The following is a 23,423-nucleotide window of genomic DNA, read 5'->3' as shown; positions in this document are numbered from 1 at the left end:
ATAGTTGTGAGTTAAGAACACTGATATATAATACGTTAAAACAAAATACATCTTTTTAATAAACCCAAGTACTTATCATCTCATTTACTCTTGTTTAAATAGATTACTTTCACAAGTGTAATTTACTATTCTATGTATCACTTGGTCTAATTCTTCCGTAGATTGAAAAAGTAAATCTATGTATTGTTCTTTTTCTTCTGGAGTAATATCTTTATCTGTCTTAAGTAAATGGCATATTCCTAAAATATTAGCCACTGGCCTTCTCACACCGTGCGACTGTTGCCAAGCGATGGCTTTTAAGCGACTTAATTGATCCAGAATTTGCTTTTCGTTATTCACTCTTTGGGTTACGTCTTGAATAATAATCAGTACATGCTTTTTATCATCCAATTCAAAACTGTTCAAGCTAGTATCTACAATAATTTCACTTCCATCTTTCTTAATTGCAGGAGTAAATTTATTGGCTACTATTTTTGAATAATCTTTCTGGGTATCATCTTTCCCAAAGATTTCGGGTATCAACATCTGAATATTTTGCTTTTTCAACTCATCAAAGGTGTAGCCAAAAACTTTCTCTACCTCAGGATTTGAAAGAATAATATTCATGTTTTCATCCACTATCAACATGGAAGTAGGTGCTGCTTCAACAATACTTCTAAATTTTGCTTCACTGTCTTTTAACGAGACTTCTGCCTTTTTTCTATCTGTGATATTCAAGGCAAATAGCGACACTCCTAGTAATTCACCATTGCGCTTATAAACTGGAAACATCCTAGATTGAAACCAATATTTCTCGTTGTTGTAATTTGTGATAACTACTTCTATTTCATAACTTTTACCTTTAATAGCACTTTCAAAGGAGTTAAAAAATATTTGCTCTTGGTCTGGATAAAGAAAGTCTCTAAAATCTTCTCCTATCTTCAACTCTTTGTCCATATTCATTAACATCCTTTCTCTGGCAGGCTTGTTGAACTGGATTATTTTATAATCAAGCCCCAATAGTAAGACAGATTCTGTATTGTTCTCGATAATGGCCTGAAAGGTTTCTGCCATATTTTCAAGTTCTAATTCAATTCTTTTTTGTTTATCTATATTTTTAGCAATGAGTACAATACCTAGAAAACTATTAGCAACATCATAAACAGGTTTCATCGTATATTCAAACCATATAGAAGCATCTTGGGATACTGTTTCTTTTTGTACGACTACCGTTTCACCGTTGATAGCTTTCTCAAAAGTATCGACATATAAATCCATGATACTATCAAGTACAAATATCCTATAATCGTCACCAACTTTTACTTCACTTTTAAAGTACAGCATCAAAAGCTCTTTCATTCCTTTGTTAAAAGCTAATATTTTATGTTGTGGTGACAATAATATTATACTATCTGGAACATTATCCAAAATGGTACTTAAAGCGTCAATAATGTTAAAAGGTTTTTCAAATTCATTCATCGAAAGCATTATTGTAAATTCAAGAGATTCCACAATTTTACAAAGTTAAATCTAAGTGTTATTTACTTTAAATTTATCTTTAAACTAACTATTTTTTGCACATTTTCAACAATATTCTTCACTGATTTTTCTATTCATTCACTGAAATTAATAATTCGTATTTTTTCAATATCTGCATAAAAAAAAGATTCAAGATTAAAACTTTGTAACCAAAGCTCACATCCTGAATCTTTTTATAGCTTAAAATCTAAAGTTTAAAGTACAAAGTACTATATCCTAAAGTCTTCGAGTTTAAAGTACAAAGTCTAAAGTACAAAGTCTTATATCCTAAAGTCTTCGAGTTTAAAGTTTAAAGTACAAAGTCTAAAGTACAAAGTCCTATATCCTAAAGTCTTCGAGTTTAAAGTTTAAAGTACAAAGTCTAAAGTACAAAGTCCTATATCCTAAAGTCTTCGAGTCATCCTAAAGTCCTCTAGTCTAACGTCTTAAATCTAATATCTAAAGTCTTAATTACAATAATCACGAATAGCTGCATATGCTGCCGTAAAACCTAATTCTCCTGCCTTACTTAAATCGTTACAGCCATCAGTATCACCTAATGAATGACGAATGATACCTCTAACGTAGTAAGCCTCAGAATATTTAGGATTTAAAATAATAGCATTGTTACAATCTTGAATTGCACCTCTTTGGTCACCCATTTGAGATTTAACCATACCACGCGTAAAGTATGCTTCCGAGTAAGTAGGGTTCAAGGCAATAGCCTTATTATAATCTTCAATAGCCGCTCTACTATCGCCCGAACGAGCTTTTGCCAAACCTCTGTTATAATATACTTCAGAACGTTGTGCTGTAATTTCAGACATTTTCAAACGCTCTTGAACATTATTACGAAGCTCATCTAAAATAGTTTTAGTAATTGCCCCTACATGAACAACTTTCGTTCCTTCTGTATTACCAATTGAGATTGCTTTGTTATAATCTTCAATGGCACTTTTTGTATTTCCTAATCTGCTTTTTGCAAAACCTCTTCCATAATAAGCACTTGCACTTTCAGGGTCTTGGGTAAGGGCTTGGTCAAAATCAACTAAAGCACCTTGAAAATCTTCTAGCTGACATTTGCTAAAACCTCTGTAGTATAAAGATTCAGCATCCTCTGGCACTAATTCTAATGCTTTTCCATAGTCAGCAATGGCTCCTTTAAAGTCGCCCATCTTCATTTTACTGTAAGCTCTTCCAGAATAAGAGTTTGCTCTTTTAGGGCTAATTTCAATGGCTCTGGTAAAATCTTCTAAACTTCCTTTATAGTCCTCTAATCTTTGTTTGATGGTTCCGCGCGAAGCAAGTCCTTGTGCATTATCAGGCGTTAAATCAAGGGTTTTATTAAAGTCAGAAAGTGCTCCTTTGTAGTTTTCTAATTTCGCTTTACTAATACCACGGATAAAATACGCATTAGCATCTACTGGATTTAAATCGATGCTTCTGTTATAATCTTGCAATGCTCCTTTGTGGTCGTCTTGGCGCGCTTTGCTTTGCCCTCTGCCACTGTAAGCCTCCGCATATTTTGGATTTAATTCAATTGCTTTATCAAAATCATTAATAGCTCCTCTGTTATCTTTTAGATTTGCCTTCGTTACGCCACGGTCATAATAGGCAATAGCGTCATCTGGCTTAATAGCAATCGCTTGTGAAAAATAGCTTTGAGCCGCAGCATGATTACCAAGGCGACTTTGAGTAACCCCTAAATCCATCAATTCTTGGAAACTCTGACTCTGAGAATAACTAAAGTGGCTGTTTAGCAAAAAAGCTAAGGATAAAAAAAGTAGAATCTTCTTCATAAGTAAGAATGTATTATTTTGTGATAGTGATTTAAGCATACAATATTACAAATTTAACGGCATGTTTTTAAAGCTTATTGCCTATTCCTTCAAATTTGCAAAACAGCAATTATAAATTCACATAAAGGTAAAGAGATTATTAAAGCAATTGACCGATACCAAAAGTAATGACAAATAAAAGGGTAGTTAATGCCATAACTTTTAAGAAAGGGTCTATTTGTGCAGGCGTTTTTCCTCTGGATACTCCTCTACAAATTCTGATTAAAAGCGGAATCGTCACTACAAAAAGCCAATTTAGCCATAGCAAATTAAAGTTCTGTTCGCCCGTACCCAGATTTAGGTGAAGATCAGTATTTTTATAGCTTAAGTTGATATTAAATTCCGAGTGTTCTTTTAAGGTAATAATCGTTGCATAAATTACTGCACACAAAAAGCCAGTACCTAATAAAAACCAATGGTAGATAACGGCTTTGGCTTTGCCTAAACGTACTGGGATTGAATTCTTTCCCGTTTTGGTATCCGATTCTATGTCACGGATATTATTGATGTTCAATACTCCCACTGCAAACAATCCGCAAGAAGTAGCTGGTAATACATTTAACCAAACGAATTCATGGGCAAACAAATAATAAGTACCTAACACACCTACCCAACCAAAGAAAATCAATACAGAAATATCTCCAAGCCCCATATAACCATAGGGACGTTTCCCAACAGTATAAGTAATGGAGGCAATAATAGCTAAAATTCCTAAGCCAAAAAAAGTAAGAATTGCTTGCGTAGAAGTATCTTTTAGGCCTTCATAGATTAACCATGTCCCTGTAATGAAGGATAATACCGACATGATAATCATGGCCTTTGTCATCTGTTCACGGGTAATAGCACCTGTTTGTACGGCACGAGTAGCGACTGTCCTTTCTACTGTATCAACTCCACTAACGGTATCACCATAGTCGTTTGCAAAATTTGAAAGTACTTGCAAAAAAATAGTCGTCAGAACGGCTAAGATAAAGGTAGTCCAAGAGAAAGCATGAGCTCCCGCAGCTAGGAAACTTCCCATAAAGATGCTGGAAAGGGCAAGGGGTAAAGTACGAGGTCTGGCAGCAGAAATCCAGTGTTTCATGGTGGATATAAATAATGATGAGGCTGTATAAATGAAACCTCACCCCTAGCCCGACTACGCGTCTCGCTCTCCTTCAGAGAGGGAAGCTTTAAGCCCCAAGGTTTGCTCCCCTTCTCTGAAGGAGAGCGAGACGCGTAGTCGGGTTGGGGATGAGGTTCTTTACTAAAATCTTTTATAATTTAATAGCTTCTAAAAACTCTGGACTATCAGGTTTAATTTTTGAAGCAAAGAAATGAGTCAATTCTCCTTTTTCGTTGATAACGTATTTACAGAAGTTCCAAGATGGTTCTTTATCATTCCAACCGTTCAACGACTTAGTAGTTAACCATTGATACAATGGACATTTACCTTCTCCTTTTACTACTACTTTAGAAAACATTGGGAAAGAAACACCGTAGTTCTTCTTACAAAAAGTAGAGATTTCTTCATCTGAACCCGGCTCTTGACCACCAAATTCGTTAGCAGGAAAACCTAATACTACTACTTTACCTTTGTTTTCAGTATAAAATTTCTCCCAGTCTGCATATTGTGGTGTAAATCCACATTTTGAAGCTGTATTTAAAATAATTACTTTTTTGCCTTTATACATAGATAAGTCAACATTCTTTCCATCTAAAGACTTCACTTTGAAATCATATAGACTTTGTTTAGCAGGAGCTTCCATATTTTCTGGGCGACTAGCAACGTCATTTTGAGTAAAAGGTAAGGCCAATGCACCTACCAAAGAGCCAATTTTCAATAGTTTGAGTAACATAATTGTTATGAAGATTAAGATGAAAGTTAAAATAATTTTCTTTTTCATGGAATTGAAAATGTTACATTCTGCTTGGAACATTTATTCCTAATAACGCCATTGCCTTCTTAATTGTTTCTCCTACCACACTAGAAAATGCAATTCTAAATTGTTGGGCATCCAAATCTGTTTCATTAAAGATACTTACTTCATTATAAAAGCGATTATAAGCCTTTGCTAAATCATAAGCATATTGCGCAATTAATGATGGTGCAAGCTCTCTGCCAGCATCAGCAACTTTTTTTGGATACTCACTTAATAAATATATTACTTCTTGTTCAGATTCCTGTAAGGCTTTATAATTACCCGCTACACCAATAATTCCTTGTTCATGTGCTTTTCTTAAAATTGAGCAAATACGTGCATGGGTATATTGAATAAACGGACCTGTGTTTCCTTGAAAATCAATTGATTCCTCTGGATTGAACAACATTCTTTTCTTAGGGTCAACTTTTAGCAAAAAGTATTTCAACGCTCCCATTGCTAAGGTATGATAAAGCTCTTCTGCCTCTTCTTTCGAGAAACCATCGATTTTACCCAATTCTAAAGTACGTTCGCGAGCCGTATCCGTCATTTCTTGCATCAAGTCGTCGGCATCAACTACAGTTCCTTCACGAGACTTCATTTTGCCCGAAGGTAAATCTACCATTCCATAGCTTAAATGGTAAGTACCATCTGCATAAGGGCGACCTAATTTTTTAAGAATTTTAAACAATACTTCAAAATGATAGTCTTGTTCATTCCCAACTACATACACCGATTTCGACATTTTAAAGTCATTGTACTTTAAATCTGCCGTACCTATATCTTGGGTAATATATACCGAAGTACCGTCTTTACGCAAAACCAATTTTTGGTCAAGTCCTTCTTCTGTTAAATCAATCCAAACAGATGAATCTTCTTTTTGGAAGAATACGCCTGATTTTAATCCTTCTTCAACTGATTTTTTACCTAACAAATAAGTATTTGATTCGCGATAAATTTTATCAAAACTTACACCCATTTTTTGGTAAGTCTGGTTAAATCCAGCAAATACCCAATCGTTCATTTTGTTCCAAAGGGCTAGTGTTTCAGCATCGCCTTCTTCCCACTTTAGTAACATTGCTTGAGCTTCTTGTAAAACCTCTGTTTTTCCTTTAAGCATATCAAGTAATGTATCCATTTCATTATTTTTTTTCTCTTCGAAAAAAAGGACATCTTTTAGTAAGGCTTGTAGCTTTTTATTGTCATTTTGGTTATCAATAAGCTTTAAAAGTGGTTTCCATTTTATATTATTCTCAACTCCAGATTCAAATTTTATTTCAAATTCAGGTCCAAATTTTGCCAAAGCTTTATAATCTAAATTCGATTCAGCTTTTTTCAAAGAATTTTCATAGTCTGCAATCTTCACGAGTGATTCATTAATCTTATCCTTTTCTAAAATAGAAAAATCACTAAAGTCACTATGGATTTTTACCTTATCTAAAATCTCTTTTAATTGTTTTTTAAAAACTTTATCAAATTCAACGTAATATTTACCCACTAAATGGTCACCTTTTAAGCCTGATGACTCTGGAGTTTCCCCATTCCCAAATTTTTGGTAAGCCAGCATCGACTTACAAATATGAATACCACGGTCGTTTACCAAATTAGCTTTTACTACCTCATAGCCATTAGCTGATAAGATCTGTGAAACCGAAAACCCAAGGAAATTATTACGAAGGTGTCCTAAATGCAAAGGTTTGTTGGTATTAGGCGAAGAGTATTCTACCATCACCACTTCGTTTTTATCTGCTAATTGTCCGAATTTTTTATCTTTAAAAATTCCTCCAAACATCGTAAGCCATGCTGTATCAGCAATGGAAAGATTCAAGAATCCTTGCACCACATTAAAGCCACTCACAACACCAGCGTTATTTACTAAATAATTCCCGATAGCATTTCCAAGTTCTACAGGTGATTTACGCAAAGCTTTTACATAAGGGAACACCACAAAGGTAAAAGAACCTTCAAAGTCTTTACGAGTAGGTTGAAGGGCGATATTGGTTTCTTCTATGTCAAATTCAGCCTTTAATGCTGCTACGATGTGGTCTTGTAATATTTTTTCTAAATTCATTTTATATATTCTGTAACTTAATTCCCCTAAAATTTATTTTATAAAGTTTTTCACATAGGTGTTGTTAGCATTTATTGCTAAAGTCTTTTTAACATACAATGAAGTTAATTCTTCATTGTGTAGTTCAAAAGCACATTCAGCTAAGTAAGCCATTGCTTGTTCTAATACTGCTTTATTCTCATTATTATCAGTACATAAATGCAAAAAACGGCCAATTTCAATCATTGCTTTTTCCCAATTCATTTCATCCATATATAAAGTTCCTAATTTCCAATAAGCTTCTGGAAACCAGGCATCTATTAAAAGAATTTCGTCATTACTTTGAGGTATTAATTGCCCTTCTTTTTTTACAATTAATAAACTATCCCTTCCTATATTTATCTTATCAGATTTTTCAATTAAGCTTTTATAAACTTCAAAACTTTTAGCTTTTAATTTATCTATTTTATAAAGTGCTTTTGCATAATTTTCTAATACAAATAAATTATTGGGTTCTTCTTTGTAAGCTTTTTCTAATATTTTATATGCATTAACGAAATCTCTCCTCTTATAAAATACTTGAGATTGCTTGATAGTCTTATCAAATTTTTTTGATAAAACATTTGGGAAAGGTGCTGTTTTACCAAATATTACCCCAACTTCAACATTTTTATTTTCAAGTGAATCGTTCAAAATAATATTATTATATCTTGTAAACTTGATATTTGCACTCACAGGCACGTATCCAAGTCTAAGCATAATCTTAGATTGAGACTTTACATTAAAAATAGTTGCGAAAAGTATGAACAATAACAAACGATTTCTTTTCATATAAAAAAATGTAAAACTTGTAATAAATTAATAGAATTGCTTATTAACTGTAAATTGCTTTTGTATTCTAATTGTTTTTGATTCTTTAATTAAAAATCAAATTTCATTCACATAATTTTCTACAAAGTTAGCCAATTTTATCTTGAGTAAACATCGGATTTTGTAACTTGTTATTCTAAATGTATTTAAGCTATGGAATATCTACTAACTAAACTTTTGATACTGTTGAGTTTTAGAACAAAGCATCCTTTTTGTCCAGTCCATAAAAACATTGCTTTGGCAATAATTTTGCCTTTACTATTGCTTTCTCAAAACATTTTATGGGCGCAGTTAAAACAAGTTGCAGCCATCGAAATTCCTAAAAATAATAAATCAGAAGAATCTGTTTCGGTTTTGCCTCTTGGAAAGGACGGACTATTATTTACCATTGAAAAATATGGTATGTTCAATCGTGATGGTATGCAATGGACATTCCAGAAATACGATACTGACCTCCATTTAGAGTGGAATACCAATCTCACTATATCGCATGACTACGAACTACAGATGAGTTTCCAGAACAAGGAATATTTATTTTGGCTTTTTATTGTTCCTGAGTCGCCCAAAATAAACATCGTTCGTTTGGATATTGTCAGAGGGGAAATTGATGAATTCAAAGGCGAACTACCAAGCATTATCGATATCTCTTTTTTCAAGGTATTAAGCAATACAGCATTTGTAGGAGGTAATTATTTTGACAAACCTGTTGTAGCTTCATTCACTTTTTTCAACCAAAAAGCTAAGGTTTTACATGGTTTGTATGACGACCGATTAGAAATTAGTGCCTTGGAAATAGACGAAAAAAGAACCGAACTGAATGTTATCGTAAAAGAAAGACGAAAAGGGAAATGTGGCTTGGTTATTCAAACGTATTCTTACGAAGGAAAATCTTTACGCACCATCCACGTCCCTGATAAGGAAGGCAATAGCCTAAGTTTTATCAGCGGGAAAATGTTGTCACTGAATGACAAAGAATCGCTTTTAGTAGGTAATTTTTCAAATAATTGTAATGAATTTTCAAAAGGGTTATACCTCACACGCTTAGAAGAAGGCATAGAGAAAAATACTAATATTATCAAATTTGCCGATTTTAAAAACTTTTTCAGCTTTATGTCTCCTAAGCGACAAGAGAAATTGAAAGAAAAAATAGAGCAAAAAAAGAAAGAAGGAAAAGACCCTAATTTTAGCTATAAACTACTGGTTCATAATTTATTAGAAACAGACAAAGGGGCGGTATTAGTCGCAGAAATATATTATACCTTACCTAAGAATTATAATGCTTTTAATTCTGCATTAAGAAGTAGGTTCAAGAATGGTGAAAACAAGGATGATTACCGTTTTACTCATGCTGTAATTTGTGAATTTGACAAAGAGGGTAATCTGTTATGGGATAACGCCTTGGTAATGGATAATATAGAAAGTGGCGAATTGGTAGAACAAGTTCAGGTATCTACTTTACAAGACCGCTGGCTGATGGCATATTTCAAAAAAGGCGAAGTGCATTTACAGCAAATAAAGGGCAATCAGACAATTAGCGAAATAGAAATTTTTGAAATCAAGAGTGATAGTACGTCTAAACCCGACGAAGATGCGAGTGTAGCTGCATGGTATAATCAGAATTTCTTGGTCTGGGGAAAACGAAGACTAGAAACTGATGCTCGTTTTGAAGATGCTCCTCGAGAAGTTTTTTACCTCCGCAAACTTAGTTATTCCTCTCAAAAAGACGAAAAAGGTCAGTAAAAAACAACTTCAAAGTTACATTCATGAGGCTTGTGAAGGCAGAGCGAAGCTTTTTTCTTACCTTTGCAAAAAATATTTAAAATGTACCACGACGCCCTTCAACATTTACGAAAAGGAGACTCGCTTCTTTATCCATCTGATACCATTTGGGGTTTAGGATGCGATGCCCGCAACGAAAAAGCCGTTGAAAAACTATATCAATTGAAACAACGGCCTGATAATAAAGCATTTATCATATTGATTTCAAAAATAGAACAGCTTTCTGAATATGTGTTAGAAGTGCCTGAAATTGCTTGGAATCTGGTAGAATTTGCAGAGAAACCCCTTACCGTAATTTACCCACAAGGTAAAAATATTGCGCCTAATCTTTTAGGAGAGGATGGTTCTATTGCTATCAGATTGGTCAAAGATGAGTTTTGCAAAGGACTAGTTTACAAGTTTGAAAGAGCCATTGTTTCTACTTCTGCTAATATCTCAGGAGAACCTTCTCCACAAAAATTTGAGGATATTTCTCCAAAAATTATCGAAAATGTAGATTTCATTTTGAAGAATCCTCAAGGGGAAAATAAAAATATTCAGCCTTCACAAATTGTGAAATTAGGGCTAGGTGGTGACTTTAAATTCATCAGAAAATAAATTACTTTTTGATTAGTAAATAGGGATGTTATAAGCTATAGGCATTAGGCAAAATATTTAATTGAAAAAAGATAGTTTTTGCTTATTGCATACAGCTTAAAGCCCATAGCCCAAGCAAGTAAAATCAAACAACATAAAATAAAGAGTAATTTGTGTGCGGTCAGCCGCTGCGGTTTAAATGTAGTAATCACTAAATCACTCATTCATTAAATCGCTCAATTACTTAACAATATGAATTTCGCAGAAACTTTACATACAAATCCAATTTTTAAAATTGTGGCAGATGCCGCAAAAACCTTAAATGTACCAGCTTATGTAGTAGGTGGATTTGTACGTGATCTTATTTTAAACCGACCTTCTAAAGACATTGATATTGTTTGTGTAGGCTCGGGCATTGAATTAGCTGAATTAGTTGCCAAAAATTCTGGCAGAGAAGATACTTATCTCTCGGTTTTCAAGAATTTTGGCACTGCCATGATTAAATTAGACGATTGGGAAGTAGAATTTGTAGGAGCCAGAAGGGAATCGTACCAACGCGATTCACGCAAGCCTATCGTAGAAGATGGCACGCTAGAGGACGACCAAAATCGCAGAGACTTCACGATTAATGCCATGGCGATTTCGTTGAATGAAAACAATTTCGGAGAATTAATCGACCCTTTTGATGGCTTGGCAGACATTCGCAGGAAAATCATCAAAACCCCTTTAGAACCAAGCATTACTTTTTCAGATGACCCGCTTAGGATGATGCGTGCCATTCGTTTTGCTACCCAGCTAAATTTTGATATTCATCCCGATACCTTTGATGCCCTTATCAAAGAAAAAGATAGGATAGATATTATTTCAAAAGAGCGTATTACGGATGAATTAAATAAAATTATTCTGGCTAAAAAACCATCTTATGGCTTTTTACTATTAGATTCTTGTGGACTATTAGAGAAAATTTTTCCTGAGTTTGTCAAACTAAAAGGTGTAGAAACCGAAGAAGGAAAAGGACATAAAGATAATTTTTATCATACGCTCCAAGTGTTAGATAATGCTTCCACTAAAACGGATGATTTGTGGATTCGTTGGGCAGCTATTCTGCACGACATAGCCAAACCCGCTACCAAACGTTTTGACAAGAAAAGAGGTTGGACATTCCATGGTCATGAAGAGATGGGGGCAAAATGGGTAAAAGGTATTTTCACCGAAATGCGTTTACCGTTGAATGAGAAGATGCGTTATGTAAAAAAATTGGTGCGTTTACATTTACGCCCGATTGCTCTTTCAAAAGAAGCCATCACTGATTCTGCCCTCAGACGTTTACTATATGAAGCAGGTGAAGATTTAGAAGGCTTGATGATATTGTGTAGAGCAGATATTACATCTAAAAATGGCGAGAAAGTAAAAAAATACCTCCGCAATTTCGACATCGTTGAACAGAAACTAAAAGAGGTAGAGGAAAGCGACAAACTTCGTCAGTTTCAACCCGTAGTAACAGGGGAAATCATCATGGATTTGTTTGGCATTAAGCCCTCTAAAGAAGTAGGCATTATCAAAATAGCCGTTCGTGAAGCCATTTTAGAAGGACAAATTGAGAATACATTAGCATCGGGCATTCCATTTGTGTTGGAAGAAGGTGCTAAATTGGGATTGGTGGCTGTTAAGAAAGAACAATAGCCACATAACACCTTATAAACAAAGATAGCACTGATTACAAATTAAGATATATTGTTGAAAAAAAATCAGCAATGAATCAATCACACTCTCGACGCAAATTTCTCCAAACAACTGCTGCTTTGGCTGGAACAGCTTTATTAGTGCCAGATACACTTTGGGCTAGTAAACCTGCTAAAAAAAATATTGGCTTACAATTGTATTCTCTTCGTGATGACATGAAGAAAGACCCTCTTTCTACGCTTGAAGCGGTGAAAGAAATGGGTTATAAAAATGTAGAACATGCCAATTATGTTGACCATAAGTTTTATGGATTTGAAGCCAAAGAATTTCGTAAAATTCTTGATGAATTAGATTTATCCATGCGAAGTGGTCACGTAGTGATGAAGGGTGAAGATTGGGATGCTTCAAAGCAAGATTTTACTGATTCTTGGAAACAAACGGTAGAAGATGCGGCTATTTTGGGACAAAAATATTTAATCAGCCCTTGGCTAGATATTAGCTTACGCCGAAACTTTGAAGATTGTAAACGCTTTATGGAAGTATTTAATAAAGCTGGAGAGCTTTGTCAGAAATCAGGTGTGAAGTTCGGCTATCATAATCATGACTTTGAATTTAGTCTGCGTTTAACAAGCGTAAAAGTATATGACATTATTATGCAATACACTGACCCTAAATTAGTAGCACAACAACTAGACATTGGTAATATGTACGGCGGAGGTGGCAGACCCATGGAATTATTAAAACAATATCCTGGACGTTTTGAACTGATGCACGTAAAAGATGAAGTAAAAGGCGAAAAAGAACCTTGGGAAAGCTCGATGCTAGGTAAAGGGATTATGAATGTAGCTGAAGTTTTAAAATTATCGGCTAAAATAGCGGGAACTACTGAATATATCATCGAACAAGAATCCTATCAAGGACATACTCCAATGGAATCTATGAAGTATGATTTGGAGTGGATTAAGAAAGTGCAGTTTTAAGAGAGCTTATGAGTTAAATGTTTATGAGTTTAGTGTTTATGAGTTGAAACAGTATCTGTGTCCTCATAAATGCTAAACTCATATTTTTTTGGTATTATCAAAAATATGAAATGTTAAGTATTTTTATACCCGTTGTTGGTCTCCCTAACAGTCCACATTCTATCTCACTCTTAATGACATTCTGACCCCAATGGAAACACGAGCAAGGGCAGAAGCAAAGTAATGCGGACTGGTCAGGAGACCAGCCGCGGAAACAGAAAAATACAGTTTTGACTCATAAGCTCATAAACCTTTCAACTCATAAACTCTATTATTTTTTCCCTCGAACAGCCTTCGCAATCGCTTCCCATTTTTCCTCAGATACCTCATTTAAATCTGAAAATTCGCCTGCTCCCATTAACCATTCTCCACCATCAATCGTGATTACTTCGCCATTGATATAAGCCGAAAATTCTGACATTAGGTATGCCGCCAAATTGGCTAGTTCTTGGTGTTCTCCTACTCTTTTTAATGGAATTCTATTTTCTGGTGCTAACTTGCTTGCCAGTTCTTCGCCCATTGCTTCAGCAGGAAAAAGTCGTTCCCAAGCTCCTTGGGTAGGAAATGGTCCCGGAGCAATCGCATTAAAACGAATGCCATACTTTGCTCCCCACTCTACTGCCAACGAGCGTGTCAATGCTAAGACACCTGCTTTTGCTGTTGCTGATGGCACTACGTAAGCCGAGCCAGTCCAAGCATAAGTAGTTACGATAGACATTACTGTACCTTTTATCTTTTGCTCTATCCAATATTTTCCTACTGCTAAACTAAAATTATAAGAACCTTTTAGCACAATATCTACTACAATATCAAATGCTTTATGTGATAGCTTTTCGGTAGGACTAATAAAATTGCCAGCCGCATTATTCACCAAGCCATGTACTGCTCCAAAATATTCTACGGAGGTTTTTAGCACATTCTCTACTTCTTCATAATTGCGTGCATCACAGGTTATGGCTAATACTTTACCTCCAGTTTCAGCCATCAACTCCGCTGCCGTTTCATCCAACACAGCTTTCTTGCGTGAAGCAATTACCACATTGGCGCCAAGTTCTAAAAAATATTTTGACATCGAACGCCCCAGACCTGTTCCTCCGCCTGTCACAATAATTGTTTTTCCTGCTAGAGCTCCATCTCTTAGCATTGGTTCATTAAAATTCATAACAATAGATTTTATACAATTTCAAGATAAAATATAATGCAATATGTATTAAATAATATTATTATGCAAGCATACCATTTTAATTTAGCATGATAAATAAAAAAAGCTTCCCAAGCATTCCTGAATGGAATACTTGGGAAGTTTTTAATAGTCCTTTAGAAAAATTATTTTCCAGCTACTAAAGTAACATCTAAATTGAATACATCGTCGATAGCTTTGTCACCGATTGATTCAAAGAATTTTTTAGAACCATATTTCACGTTGAAATCTGTTCTGTCAACTGGAATAGAAGCAGTTGCAGTAACTTTTCCAGCAGCAGTAGTGATTTTTGCAGGGAAAGTGATAGATTTTGTTACACCGTGTAATGTTAAGTCACCTGTGATGTTAGCACCAGATACTTTAGTGATTTTGAAAGTAGATGTTGGGAATTTTTCTACTTCGAAGAAATCACCAGTTGTAATGTGACCAATGAATTTTTTGTTGTATTCAGCATCTGTAATATCAGTACATACGATTGATTTCATATCGATTACAAAAGTACCACCAGTTACTTTAGCACCTGAAGTTACTAATGAACCAGAAGAGATACCTACAGTTCCTTCGTGCTGACCTGTTACTTTTTTAGCTAACCAGTGAATTTTACTAGCTTTAGTATCTACTGGTAAAGCTGTTTCTTTTTTACCGTTGTTTGGAGTACCTGCAACTGCTACATTTACTAATAAAGCTGCTGCGAAAATGCTAAGAATAGATTTGATAGATTTCATTACTTTGATTTTTATTTAATTATTTATTACTTTTTTTGTTGTTCTGATTCTGGTGGCGATTGTCTTAATTTATCCAACAAATCGCTTAATTGTAGGGCTTCGCTTTCGGTTAAACCATACATTTGTTTTTCCCACTGCTTTTGCAAAACATCTAATTCTGCTAATAGGTCTAAACCTTTTTGTGTGATAAGAATATCAACAGCACGGCGGTCATTCGGGCATTCTCTCCTTACCACCATCTCTTTTAATAAAAGCTTATCTACTAACCTAGAAGCATTAGACATCTTATCAAGCATTCTTTCAATAATACCTATTACCGTGATAGGCTCTGGATAATGCCCTCTCAAAATTCTAAGCACATTATACTGCTGAAGTGTTAAATCAAAAGGTTTAAAAACTTCCATTTGCAACGTTGTCAACCAATTGTTCGTATAAACAATATTGACCATTGCTTTGGCATGGGCTGATTTAAAGCTTGCTTGTTTTATGTCTTTTTCGATGCTCATAATTTTAATACGCTACAAATTTAATGTAAAAACATTTAATGTTAATACATTTATTTGTTAATTTTTTGTTAATATATCTAAATCGCTGAATTTCAAGTAATTAAAAATACAATTATACTGATTTTCTCATTTTATTAAGCAAATCATGTAAGATGTCAATCTCTTCTTTGCTTAGTCTGGAATAATTCCCCTCCCATTCAGCCACTTTTTGATCTAATTCTTCTATCAATAATAATCCTTTATCCGTAATCGCTACATCCATCGACCGTTTATCAGTTTTTGAACGTACTTTTAAAACCAATCCTTTTTCGATTAATTTATCCACCAAACGAGAACCATTCGACATTTTATTTAGCATTCGCTCGATGATGAAATTTACTGAAACAGGATTGGGCGAACTTTCAAGAAGGATTTTTAATACAAAATATTGTTTGTCTGATAATTTATATGACTTTAAAATTTGTGAATAGTGATTAAGCAACCAATTATCAGTGTACATCAAATTCACAGCAACTTTTTCATAAACATTCTTAAACGACTTCTGTTTAATGTCTTTTTCAATGGACATAGGCAAATGTATTATTTTAATTTATAGGATATTTTTTCATTGACTAAAAAAACGTAAGCTTACTTGATAATGTTTCAACAATGCATTACAAAGTTAGTTAACGGTCATTTTATTACTTAAATGGGACTATTTCGGGTGCAGAAATATCGAAATCTTTTAATCTGAGATTATAGGTTGTATTGAATGAAGCATCCAACAATTTAACATCGGGCAAATTGGGGAAGTATGAAAACTTTATTTGGAAGGTATTGAATGTTAGATTTTCGTTTCTCAAACGTATCCCGATTCCAATACTGGTATAAGGTGTTTTATTAAGCAAAAACTGATTTTTAGGATTAATAAAGGCAAAATCTGTTTGGAAAAAAGGAGCAATCCTAAATCCAACAAAATTTAGCCTTGAAAAAAACACTATCTGATAGCCTATCCCCAGTTTTTTAGTTCCCCACAGGTTGTCGCTGTTTACATCTAAAATACCATTTTCACGGTTAATATTGACGAACTCACCTGTATAGCGTTGTGTACCAAAGGCATATTTGATGTTGACAAAATGCCTAATCTGAGTACGTCTTCTAAAGGCATGAAGTGTACTAAAATAGTTAGATTCTATACTCAACCCTGTTGTGCCATTAGAATATCCACCAAAATTCACTAACCCATAAAGATAACCTGCCTTTCCGATGTATTCTCCTTTGGCTAATTTCAAGCCAGCATACATTCGGCTCCCGTATGCGTCTGAGTTTTCTAAACCAGTTACAAAAGTAGCTAAGTATCCATAAGGAACGTCTTCTGTGAGTCCAAAGCCATAAATCAAAATATCTCTTTTATATTTTCTGTTTGAAAAACCTATACCAATTAAATAATCAGTATGATTTCTAAATAACTGATTGGTATCGGCGGTTACTATGGGGCGTTTGTCAAACTTGACATCACTAAATCTAAGTCCGACTACAAACCTAGAACGGTTATCTCTTCCTTTATTCAAAAAATTCACTTTGAAAGCTCTGGCTAACCAAAAATCTATAAAGTTCTTTTGGATAGGAAAAGTGTAATAGGTGGTATCGTTAAGTTTATAAGTTGTACCATCATATCCTCTGAAGGTGGTTAAATTATTGTCATCTTTACTCACTACAAAACCACCTGCCACTTTCATTTCGGGGGTAAGAAAAGGCCGGTAAAATCGGAGGGCATAATGAGCGACATCCCTTTTTAGTTCGAGTTCGGCCTGACCTGTAATAAATGAACGACCTATATATGGAATAGTATAGGTACTGGCATATTCCAAAGCTGGACGCCGAAGGGTATTCAAGAAAAAGGTATTGCTCCACGAATGCCCTACGCCTCTGAAATTAACCTGACGCACTCTGAGTGAATAATTTTGCAAACCATTTATCTCTCCGTCTGCCAAAAAAGACCAAACATCTTGTGTAAGCACCAATAAATCTACTAAATTGGGGAATTCAGGGTCGGGTAAAATCAATATTCTGGCATCATGCAGAATAGCACTTTGACGCATCACCCGTTCGTTATCTCGTAGTCTATCTGCATCAATAATATCCCCCACATTAAACATTAAAAAGGATTTCCTGATAACACTCTCCTGTGTGTTCACATGGAATGAACTCAGAAATTTATCTAACCCTTGGGCTTTTTTGGCAGTATCGGCGATACTTTCTCCAAAAACTTTCAAACGCTTAACATAAATTTTGCGAATTACCCTTCCTTCATATTGTGTATAAGGGTCTTCTTCTATTTTTACAACTTCTTGTCCTTGGTTGTTTACGTTATAAACATCCCTAAACAAAAAGCCATGAATTTCTCTGAGTATTTTATTTTTTGAAAATCTTTTTTTCAGATTGGCATACGTAATGCTATCTTTAGCAGACTTCATACTGACAGAAACTGGTACTATTTTAGCCGGTACGGGTATCTCTGGGGGAGCTACTTTAAGAAGAGAATCTAGGTTTTGTGCAATTAGATTGATAGAAGTAATAAAAAGCAACAGCATCATGAAGAAAATAAACTTCATGAATTGATTCACTGAATTTAAGTAAATTTGTCGAGCTTTATTCATTACTTTTTAATTTCCCAAAACAAAAAAATGCTTCAATTAACTAAACCACTTATGCTGGCATCCAACTCGCCACGTCGCCAACAATTATTACGTGACGCTGGTTTTGAGTTTACTGTAAAGGTAAAAGATACCAACGAGGATTTTCCAGCTACTATGCCTCCTACTGAAGTTCCTGCTTTTTTAGCCTTAAAAAAAGCGGAGGCTTTCAGACAAGAACTCGATAATCAGATTATCCTTACGGCCGATACCATCGTTGTGGTGGATAATGAAATCCTAAATAAACCCCAAGATGCTACTGAAGCACGCTTGATGCTTAAAAAATTATCTGGTCGCCAGCACCAAGTAATTACTGGCGTTTGTGTAATGACAAAGGAAAGTACACAAAATTTCATTGATGTTGCTAATGTTTTCTTCCGTGAGTTAACGAACCAAGAAATTGAATATTACATTAAAACCTGTAAGCCTTTCGACAAAGCAGGGGCTTATGGTGTTCAAGATTTTATTGGTATGGTTGGTATTCCCCGCATGGAAGGCTCATATTTTACCGTAATGGGCTTACCTGTCCATCGTGTTTATGATGCCCTGAAACCTTTCTTTGTAATTGACTAAAATTTCATACCAGCATTTACCTAGTTTCTGATTCTATAAAACGCTTTTTGATAGAATCAGAAGCTAAACCATTCTTAAATAGCACATTCCCTTGCTAACCTTCACAACATAATACTATTAATCAAAAAAATATTTCTACAATATACCTGTATAGCACTCTTCCCGACTACTCATCTATTTCTATTACCTTAGCATTTCCATTAACCAATCTTTTGTAAATATCATGAAAAAAATAATTTTACTATTCACCTTATGCTGGGTGACTAGCCTTTGCTCGTTGGCACAGGTCGTCACCACAACGCCAGCATTACCTAATGGAGACCAAGACGTTACACTCATCTTCGACCTCAAACTAGCTAAAGATTCACGTGCCAAAGCATTACTAGGAAAAACATCTGATGTTTATTTGTGGTCGGGTGCAGGCACAACCGATACGGGCGATGCCTTCCAGTATCAACCCAGTGGGCAAACCAATTTTGCTCTTCCTTTTGACAAAGGCAAAATGACATCGCTAGGGAATGATGTGTGGAGTATCAAGCTAAAACCCAGAGATTATTTTGCCGTCCCTCCTGCTTTAACCATCAAAAGGCTAGGGGTACTTTTAAAAAGTGGTGACGGTAAAGCCCAAACAGAGGACATTATCGTAACTATGTATGACACTAAGCTAAATGTGGCTTTTATTAAACCTCAAGAAAAATCATTTTTTGTTACTGCTGGAAGTACTATCCCGATTTTAGCGGTCGCTTCTAAAAAAGCCACTTTGAATTTAAGTATTAATAATACGAATGTTTTAACAATGATTGACAAAGATTCTTTAACGTATTCGCTTAATGTTGGGAATGCTGCTGGGGAAACCCAATCAGTAAAATTTACGGCTACTACCACGAGCGAAACATCTACTACAGAATTTAACATTACGGTAAAACCAACTCCTAAGACTGAGGCTTTACCAATAGGATTGAAAAATGGCATTAATTATATTTCCGATACAAAGGTTGCGTTAGTACTTTTTGCGCCTAAAAAAGATTTTGTTTATCTCATCGGCGATTTTAACCAATGGAAAACTGATGCTAAATACCTAATGAAACGTACTCCTGATGGGAATACTTATTGGCTAGAAGTTGAAGGTTTAAACAAAGGCGAAGAATATGCTTTTCAGTATTTGGTAAATGGTACGCTAGCAGTAGGCGACCCTTATGCTGAAAAAATACTTGACCCAAACAACGACCAATATATTTCAAGTACTACTTATCCTAATCTGAAAAAACTTCCAGATGCAGTAAAAAGTATTGCCTCTGTGTTTCAGACTGGGCAAAGTGCCTATCCTTGGAAAACTACTACTTTCAAACGTCCCGCACAAGATAATTTGATTGTGTATGAATTGCATATTCGTGATTTTGATACGGATGGTTCCTACAAAAATGCTATTAATAGAATTCCTTATCTTAAAACATTAGGCATCAATTGCATTGAATTAATGCCTATCAACGAGTTTTCGGGGAATGACTCTTGGGGGTATAATCCAATTTACTATTTTGCCCCCGATAAAGCATACGGTACTAAAGAGGATTTAAAGAAATTCATTGATACTTGTCACGAAAATGGCATTGCCGTCGTGCTTGACATTGTTTTCAATCAGGCTGATTATGAATTTCCGTATGTAAAAATGTATTGGGATGGTACACAACCATCGACGGATTCGCCTTTTTTCAATCAGCAAGCTACGCATCCATTCAGCGTGTTTTTTGACTTTAATCATGAAAGCAACAGTACCAAAGAATATGTGAATCGTGCCAATGAATTTTGGTTGAAAGAATATAAAATTGATGGATATAGGGTTGACTTAGCCAAAGGCTTTACTCAAAAAAGTTCTTCAAATGATAGTCAGTTTAGGCTTTATGACCAAAGTAGGGTTGATATTATCAAGGGCTATTATGATAATATCAGAAGTTTTGATAAAGATGCCTATTTCATCCTAGAATTATTTTCAGAAGACAAAGAAGAACAAACCTTTACCGATTTGGGTATGATGGTTTGGACAAACTTGAATGGCGATTTCAGAAATGCCGTAAAGGGCAATGCTAGTGATTTTACCCGCCTTTCATACAAAGCTCATGGTTTCAAAAATGCTGGTGCTATCGGTTATATGGAAAGTCATGACGAAGAAAGAGTAGCTTATGATGCTTTGAAAAATAGCAAAGCCATCTTTAGTGTGGCTACTGTGATGGAAAGAACGAAAGCAGCAGCAGCTATGTTTTTTGCCATACCGGGGCCAAAAATGATTTGGCAATTTGGAGAATTAGGCTACGATGTTTCAATCGACCAAAATGGTAGAACAGGCAAAAAGCCTATTCACTGGGAATATAAAGACGATGCGGATAGGTTAAAACTTTACAAAGTATTTTCTGAACTGATTAAATTAAAGACCACTCAGGCAATATTTAAAACTACGGATACGCAAACAGACCTTGCTAACACGGTGAAGAAAATCATCTTGAATTCAACTAATCAGCAAGTAATTATTGTGGGCAATTTTGATTTAGAACAGAAAACAATTACGGATATTTTCCCCAATACTGGTAAATGGTACGATTTCTTTACCAATACTGAAATTAATGTAAGCGACCTAAAAGCAAAATATCCGTTTGCACCTGGTCAATTTCATGTATTGAGTACCACTGCCTTTCCTCAACCAGAGGCGAATTTGGTACCTTGGAAATTAGAACAAGAAAGAGTATTGGCGAGTGAACAAGAATTGGAAGCGGATATAAAAATTTATCCTAATCCAAGTGACGAAATCATCAATATTGAAGTAAGTGGAAATCAAAAGGGAAATCTAGTGTTCAAGATTCATGATTTGATGGGAAGAACAGTTTTTGAAATAGAACAAAGTGATGCAAACAAGCCGCATACAATAGATATTCGTAAGTTTCAACAGGGCATTTATCTATTGAATGTAACACAGGGACAAAAACAATTTAATCAGAAATTTATTAAAAAATAGGCTTCTGGTTACTTCCTTGGTAGTTTATAAAAAACTGGCTTCCTATCAAGCAAATATGCTGATTAGGAAGCCAGTTTTTGTAAAAGCTATATTATCAAATTTCTTTCTTCTGAACCATATTCTGAATAATAGACAGCACGATATACATTAAAATAATGATGGGAACGGCTACAAACTTCAGTAGGATGATAAGTAAGATAGAGAGAATCAAAAAGACATATTTGATTTGGTTTGATTTCCATCCAAAATCCTTGAATTTCAAGGCAAACAATGGTAATTCAGCAACCAATAAATAAGACATCACGATTGAATAAATAATCAAAACATTGTAATTGATAAAAATCAATTTGTATTCGGGCTGATAGATAGCGATTAATGGTAAAGCGGCTACAACCAATCCATTAGCAGGCGTTGGTACACCAATAAAAGAATCACTTTGACGAGTATCAACATTAAATCTGGCCAAACGCAAAGCCGAGAATACAGCCAGAGATAATGCTATATAAGGTTTATGAAAACCAAAAAGACCAGTAGTACAGAAACCATCACAACTCCCCTCTATCAAATGTAGCATAATAAATGCAGGCAAGACACCGAAAGTAACCATATCTGCTAGTGAATCTAATTCTTTTCCAATAGGTGAAGTTACGTGTAATAGCCTAGCGACAAAACCATCGAGCCAATCGCACACCAATGCGATACACATTAAATAAGAAGCAATCTCTAAATTACTTTCAAAAACATTTAAAATGCCAAAGCATCCACAAAGTAAATTGGCACAAGTTAGTGTGTTAGGAATGTGTTTTTTAATTTCAATCATAAGCTATTTGAATGAGGAGTGGTTTTTACAGTCTGATAAATGGGTTATTTACTTTTTCATATCCAATAGTGGTGGTTTCTCCATGTCCTGGGTAAATAACCATATCATCATCAAGGGTGTAAAGTTTAGTTCTAACACTATTTTCTAACGCCTCAAAACTAGATAAAGGGAAGTCGGTTCTACCGATACTTCCTTTGAATAGCACATCTCCACTTACACAAATTTTCTGAGCTTTGTTCAAAAATGCTACATGACCCGGAGCATGACCAGGCACAAAAATTACTTCTAAAGTAGATTTCCCAAAAGTAATAATATCTCCTTCTTCAATAAAAACATCTACTGTTGAAGCCTCATAGTTGGGAAAACCATAATATTCAGCTCTACTTTCAACATTTGATAAGACAGGTAAATCTTCTTTATGCAAATGCAATTTCACACCGTAGGTTCTTTTGATAAACTCATTCCCAAGCACATGGTCAATATGGGCATGTGTATTGAGCAGATGAACCACCTTCAAACCTTGGTCTTCGATATAGTTTTTTAAAGCACTACGTTCTTCATAAACATGACAGCCTGGGTCAATAATGACACATTCTTTGCTTTCGTCAAAAAGAACATAAGTATTTTCGCCAAAAGGGTTAAATCTGAATGTCTGTACCTGAATCATTTTATATTGTAATTAGTAAAGTTAAAGAGTGCACAAAGA

General features: G+C 34.9%; 19 protein-coding genes. 6 read left to right on the top strand and 13 right to left on the bottom strand.

Going from position 1 to position 23,423, the window contains the following annotated elements; all coding sequences use genetic code 11:
- Positions 1–84 precede the first annotated feature (84 nt).
- The 6 genes from J2Y60_RS09340 to J2Y60_RS09315 form a co-directional block, all read right to left on the bottom strand.
- On the bottom strand, positions 85–1,491 hold the full coding sequence (locus tag J2Y60_RS09340; RefSeq protein WP_309920342.1) for a PAS domain S-box protein: 1,407 nt from the start codon (positions 1,489–1,491) through the stop codon (positions 85–87).
- A 473-nt stretch (positions 1,492–1,964) separates the two neighbouring features.
- Positions 1,965–3,296, bottom strand: coding sequence for a tetratricopeptide repeat protein (locus J2Y60_RS09335; RefSeq protein ID WP_309920345.1), 1,332 nt, complete (start codon positions 3,294–3,296; stop codon positions 1,965–1,967).
- Positions 3,297–3,435: 139 nt separating this feature from the next.
- A complete protein-coding gene (locus J2Y60_RS09330) occupies positions 3,436–4,419 on the bottom strand; it encodes a 1,4-dihydroxy-2-naphthoate polyprenyltransferase (protein ID WP_309920348.1) in 984 nt (327 codons plus the stop codon).
- A gap of 172 nt (positions 4,420–4,591) precedes the next feature.
- Complete coding sequence (locus J2Y60_RS09325) at positions 4,592–5,173, bottom strand: glutathione peroxidase (RefSeq protein ID WP_309920350.1); 582 nt, start codon at positions 5,171–5,173, stop codon at positions 4,592–4,594.
- Positions 5,174–5,234: 61 nt separating this feature from the next.
- Positions 5,235–7,307, bottom strand: coding sequence for an arginine--tRNA ligase (gene argS, locus J2Y60_RS09320; RefSeq protein ID WP_309920353.1), 2,073 nt, complete (start codon positions 7,305–7,307; stop codon positions 5,235–5,237).
- Positions 7,308–7,340: 33 nt separating this feature from the next.
- On the bottom strand, positions 7,341–8,117 hold the full coding sequence (locus J2Y60_RS09315; RefSeq protein WP_309920356.1) for a hypothetical protein: 777 nt from the start codon (positions 8,115–8,117) through the stop codon (positions 7,341–7,343).
- Between the two features lie 192 nt (positions 8,118–8,309).
- Between J2Y60_RS09315 and J2Y60_RS09310 the strand changes: the two genes are divergently transcribed.
- The 4 genes from J2Y60_RS09310 (at position 8,310) to J2Y60_RS09295 (ending at position 13,174) form a co-directional block, all read left to right on the top strand.
- Positions 8,310–9,896 carry a hypothetical protein gene (locus J2Y60_RS09310; RefSeq protein ID WP_309920360.1) on the top strand — a complete coding sequence of 529 codons (1,587 nt, stop codon included), beginning with the start codon at positions 8,310–8,312 and terminating at the stop codon, positions 9,894–9,896.
- An 81-nt stretch (positions 9,897–9,977) separates the two neighbouring features.
- A complete protein-coding gene (locus tag J2Y60_RS09305; RefSeq protein ID WP_309920363.1) occupies positions 9,978–10,532 on the top strand; it encodes an L-threonylcarbamoyladenylate synthase in 555 nt (184 codons plus the stop codon).
- A gap of 231 nt (positions 10,533–10,763) precedes the next feature.
- The gene (locus J2Y60_RS09300; protein ID WP_309920365.1) at positions 10,764–12,194 is read left to right on the top strand and encodes an HD domain-containing protein; all 1,431 of its coding nucleotides are present in this window, start codon (positions 10,764–10,766) and stop codon (positions 12,192–12,194) included.
- Positions 12,195–12,265: 71 nt separating this feature from the next.
- Positions 12,266–13,174, top strand: a complete 909-nt coding sequence (locus tag J2Y60_RS09295; protein WP_309920368.1) for a sugar phosphate isomerase/epimerase family protein — start codon at positions 12,266–12,268, stop codon at positions 13,172–13,174.
- A gap of 310 nt (positions 13,175–13,484) precedes the next feature.
- On the opposite strand, the gene J2Y60_RS09290 is transcribed toward J2Y60_RS09295, so the two are convergent.
- The 5 genes from J2Y60_RS09290 to J2Y60_RS09270 all read right to left on the bottom strand — a co-directional run bounded on the left by J2Y60_RS09290 (position 13,485) and on the right by J2Y60_RS09270 (position 18,239).
- On the bottom strand, positions 13,485–14,375 hold the full coding sequence (locus J2Y60_RS09290) for an SDR family oxidoreductase (protein ID WP_309920371.1): 891 nt from the start codon (positions 14,373–14,375) through the stop codon (positions 13,485–13,487).
- A gap of 164 nt (positions 14,376–14,539) precedes the next feature.
- The gene (locus tag J2Y60_RS09285) at positions 14,540–15,139 is read right to left on the bottom strand and encodes a YceI family protein (RefSeq protein ID WP_309920374.1); all 600 of its coding nucleotides are present in this window, start codon (positions 15,137–15,139) and stop codon (positions 14,540–14,542) included.
- 26 nt (positions 15,140–15,165) lie between these two features.
- On the bottom strand, positions 15,166–15,645 hold the full coding sequence (locus J2Y60_RS09280) for a MarR family transcriptional regulator (RefSeq protein WP_309920378.1): 480 nt from the start codon (positions 15,643–15,645) through the stop codon (positions 15,166–15,168).
- Between the two features lie 112 nt (positions 15,646–15,757).
- Entirely contained in the window at positions 15,758–16,213 is a 456-nt protein-coding gene (locus J2Y60_RS09275) for a transcriptional regulator, SarA/Rot family (RefSeq protein ID WP_309920381.1), read from the bottom strand.
- Positions 16,214–16,325: 112 nt separating this feature from the next.
- Positions 16,326–18,239, bottom strand: coding sequence for a hypothetical protein (locus J2Y60_RS09270; RefSeq protein WP_309920384.1), 1,914 nt, complete (start codon positions 18,237–18,239; stop codon positions 16,326–16,328).
- 72 nt (positions 18,240–18,311) lie between these two features.
- Between J2Y60_RS09270 and J2Y60_RS09265 the strand changes: the two genes are divergently transcribed.
- Together J2Y60_RS09265 and J2Y60_RS09260 are read left to right on the top strand one after the other, a co-directional pair.
- Positions 18,312–18,893: a Maf family nucleotide pyrophosphatase gene (locus tag J2Y60_RS09265; protein WP_309920387.1), complete on the top strand. Its 582-nt coding sequence runs from the start codon at positions 18,312–18,314 to the stop codon at positions 18,891–18,893.
- 223 nt (positions 18,894–19,116) lie between these two features.
- A complete protein-coding gene (locus tag J2Y60_RS09260; RefSeq protein ID WP_309920389.1) occupies positions 19,117–21,897 on the top strand; it encodes an alpha-amylase family glycosyl hydrolase in 2,781 nt (926 codons plus the stop codon).
- A 94-nt stretch (positions 21,898–21,991) separates the two neighbouring features.
- Here the strand turns inward: J2Y60_RS09260 and pssA are convergent, their stop codons facing one another.
- Together pssA and J2Y60_RS09250 are read right to left on the bottom strand one after the other, a co-directional pair.
- Entirely contained in the window at positions 21,992–22,717 is a 726-nt protein-coding gene (gene pssA / locus J2Y60_RS09255) for a CDP-diacylglycerol--serine O-phosphatidyltransferase (RefSeq protein WP_309920391.1), read from the bottom strand.
- 25 nt (positions 22,718–22,742) lie between these two features.
- The gene (locus J2Y60_RS09250; RefSeq protein WP_309920394.1) at positions 22,743–23,384 is read right to left on the bottom strand and encodes an MBL fold metallo-hydrolase; all 642 of its coding nucleotides are present in this window, start codon (positions 23,382–23,384) and stop codon (positions 22,743–22,745) included.
- Between the last annotated feature and the right edge of the window lie 39 nt (positions 23,385–23,423).

The organism is Arcicella sp. BE140 (assembly GCF_031456255.1).
Taxonomy (GTDB): domain Bacteria; phylum Bacteroidota; class Bacteroidia; order Cytophagales; family Spirosomataceae; genus Arcicella; species Arcicella aquatica.
Note: the sequence above shows the minus strand (reverse complement) of the source record. Positions and strands in the feature narration are given on the sequence as shown.